General features: G+C 54.3%; 2 tRNA genes and 2 rRNA genes (1 of these 4 only partly in view). All 4 read right to left on the reverse strand.

Annotation, left to right across the window (positions count from 1 at the left end):
• Positions 1 to 773 (reverse strand): 23S ribosomal RNA (locus tag AXW67_RS10195); it reaches 2,101 nt to the left of the window's first position.
• A gap of 389 nt (positions 774 to 1,162) precedes the next feature.
• Positions 1,163 to 1,238 (reverse strand) — tRNA-Ala (locus AXW67_RS10200).
• A gap of 33 nt (positions 1,239 to 1,271) precedes the next feature.
• Positions 1,272 to 1,348, reverse strand: a tRNA-Ile gene (locus tag AXW67_RS10205).
• 229 nt (positions 1,349 to 1,577) lie between these two features.
• Positions 1,578 to 3,068 (reverse strand): 16S ribosomal RNA (locus AXW67_RS10210).
• Together the 16S and 23S rRNA genes with 2 tRNA genes alongside form the textbook arrangement of a ribosomal RNA operon.
• Positions 3,069 to 3,431: the final 363 nt, after the last annotated feature.

Below are 3,431 nucleotides of genomic sequence, written 5' to 3' on the forward strand. Positions count from 1 at the left end.
CAACGAACTTGGCGCCCTATTCAGACTCGCTTTCGCTACGCCTTCGCCTATCGGCTTAAGCTTGCTCGTTAAATTAAGTCGCTGGCCCATAATACAAAAGGTACGATGTCACCCAGAACGAATCTTGGGCTCCATCTGTTTGTAGGTGTCCGGTTTCAGGTCTATTTCACTCCCCTCGTCGGGGTGCTTTTCACCTTTCCCTCACGGTACTGGTTCGCTATCGGTCGCTGAGGAGTACTTAGGCTTGGAGGGTGGTCCCCCCGTGTTCAGACAGGATTGCACGTGTCCCGCCTTACTCAAGGATACATCATCGCATTACTCGTACGGGGCTATCACCCTCTGAGGCCCAGCTTTCCTGACTGGTTCCGATTGTCTTTGATGTATCACTGGCCTGGTCCGCGTTCGCTCGCCACTACTAACGGAGTCTCTGTTGATGTCCTTTCCTCCAGGTACTTAGATGTTTCAGTTCCCTGGGTTTGCTTGAAACCTCCTATTTTATTCAGAAGTCTCATACCTTCACTTGATAACCGGAAATCCAAAACCTCTTCGATCGAAATCTAAAGGCCTGGCTTCTCGCATTATCTGGTCGAACCCCACACCGATGTCTTTCGACAAAGGTCTTGGAGTTCCGGCTATCGAAGGTGGGTTTCCCCATTCGGAAATCCGCGGATCAAAGCTTCTTCGCAGCTCCCCACGGCTTATCGCAGCGTAGCACGTCCTTCATCGCCTCTCAGCGCCAAGGCATCCACCGAACACCCTTAAGGCACTTGATTGCTCTCATTATCAATGTCCACACACTCGGCAGAATGTTGTCTGCGCAACTGCCATCAAAGGCACGCGTCCTCGATGAACGCGATTGTCGCAGCCGGACATTGACTAGAAAGACCAGCTTGCTTCGTAAGATCGTTCCGATAGCGAGGCGGTCAAGCTTCGCTAAAAGGATCATTTACAACTCGCAACCAACCTCACGGCCGGAAGCGAGCGCCGAAATGATCCGGAGATAATGAAGGCTCGCGCAACAATTGCTGCACGACCCAACTCGGATCGATCTCCTCTTTACGATGTCAGAAAACACGCACGTCACTGTCCATCCGGACTAGTGGGTGCGAAGTGATGTTTCGCGGACGATTTCGGTACAAGCTGCGCCGGCAATCAAACCATCTGGTGGAGCCAGACGGGATCGAACCGACGACCTCATGCTTGCAAAGCACGCGCTCTCCCAGCTGAGCTATGGCCCCGTAACCAGAAGACGAATGCTCACTCGATGAAAGTGGTGGGCCTGGGAAGACTTGAACTTCCGACCTCACGCTTATCAAGCGCGCGCTCTAACCAACTGAGCTACAAGCCCCTAACGCATATCCTTCGGAGGACAAGGGATCTTGCTCGCGTGCAGCCGGCCACTAGCGCCGAATGCAACCGCACAGCGCAGCCCCTGGCGCGTGTTCGTCCGCGAAGAAAGAGAAACGTAGACGGCGAAATCCCGCCAATGGAGCTCAACGATCTGGCGATCTGTTGGCCCCTGATGTTTCTAAAACGGTCCGATAGTGAGCGTGAGCTCTCTGAAGGACCATCCTTAGAAAGGAGGTGATCCAGCCGCAGGTTCCCCTACGGCTACCTTGTTACGACTTCACCCCAGTCGCTGACCCTACCGTGGCCGGCTGCCTCCATTGCTGGTTAGCGCACCGTCTTCAGGTAAAGCCAACTCCCATGGTGTGACGGGCGGTGTGTACAAGGCCCGGGAACGTATTCACCGTGGCGTGCTGATCCACGATTACTAGCGATTCCAACTTCATGGGCTCGAGTTGCAGAGCCCAATCCGAACTGAGACGGCTTTTTGAGATTTGCTAGGACTTGCGTCTTCGCTTCCCATTGTCACCGCCATTGTAGCACGTGTGTAGCCCAGCCCGTAAGGGCCATGAGGACTTGACGTCATCCCCACCTTCCTCGCGGCTTATCACCGGCAGTCTCCTTAGAGTGCTCAACTAAATGGTAGCAACTAAGGACGGGGGTTGCGCTCGTTGCGGGACTTAACCCAACATCTCACGACACGAGCTGACGACAGCCATGCAGCACCTGTCTCCGGTCCAGCCGAACTGAAGAACTCCGTCTCTGGAGTCCGCGACCGGGATGTCAAGGGCTGGTAAGGTTCTGCGCGTTGCGTCGAATTAAACCACATGCTCCACCGCTTGTGCGGGCCCCCGTCAATTCCTTTGAGTTTTAATCTTGCGACCGTACTCCCCAGGCGGAATGCTTAAAGCGTTAGCTGCGCCACTAGTGAGTAAACCCACTAACGGCTGGCATTCATCGTTTACGGCGTGGACTACCAGGGTATCTAATCCTGTTTGCTCCCCACGCTTTCGTGCCTCAGCGTCAGTATCGGGCCAGTGAGCCGCCTTCGCCACTGGTGTTCTTGCGAATATCTACGAATTTCACCTCTACACTCGCAGTTCCACTCACCTCTCCCGAACTCAAGATCTTCAGTATCAAAGGCAGTTCTGGAGTTGAGCTCCAGGATTTCACCCCTGACTTAAAGACCCGCCTACGCACCCTTTACGCCCAGTGATTCCGAGCAACGCTAGCCCCCTTCGTATTACCGCGGCTGCTGGCACGAAGTTAGCCGGGGCTTATTCTTGCGGTACCGTCATTATCTTCCCGCACAAAAGAGCTTTACAACCCTAGGGCCTTCATCACTCACGCGGCATGGCTGGATCAGGGTTGCCCCCATTGTCCAATATTCCCCACTGCTGCCTCCCGTAGGAGTTTGGGCCGTGTCTCAGTCCCAATGTGGCTGATCATCCTCTCAGACCAGCTACTGATCGTCGCCTTGGTGAGCCATTACCTCACCAACTAGCTAATCAGACGCGGGCCGATCTTTCGGCGATAAATCTTTCCCCGTAAGGGCTTATCCGGTATTAGCACAAGTTTCCCTGTGTTGTTCCGAACCAAAAGGTACGTTCCCACGCGTTACTCACCCGTCTGCCGCTGACGTATTGCTACGCCCGCTCGACTTGCATGTGTTAAGCCTGCCGCCAGCGTTCGCTCTGAGCCAGGATCAAACTCTCAAGTTGGACTTGAACTTTGAACCGGCTGATCACAACGTTTGACGAGGTCCCACCATTGTCGACCGAAATCGACTTGCTGTCTGCGATTCACATCGCGGACAACGATGGTGTTTCCTTTGAAACGTGTACCGCCGAAGTCTTTCGTCCTCTCTCAGTACTCAAAAGCCGAAGCTCTTAAGTGGTCCGAGAGGCGCAAGGACTCCGCCGTCCACGTTTCTCTTTCTTCATCTTCACTTGTCAAACAGCCCGGGACCGGAGAGGTCCCAACCTTCCTGAGAGGAAGGGTTCCGACACCCTTACCGACGATGAATGACTCCAACCGACTGGTGTCGATTGTTGTGTCACTCAACAAGGTGAGGAGCATCAGTG

This window comes from Bradyrhizobium neotropicale (genome assembly GCF_001641695.1).
GTDB classification, from domain to species: domain Bacteria; phylum Pseudomonadota; class Alphaproteobacteria; order Rhizobiales; family Xanthobacteraceae; genus Bradyrhizobium; species Bradyrhizobium neotropicale.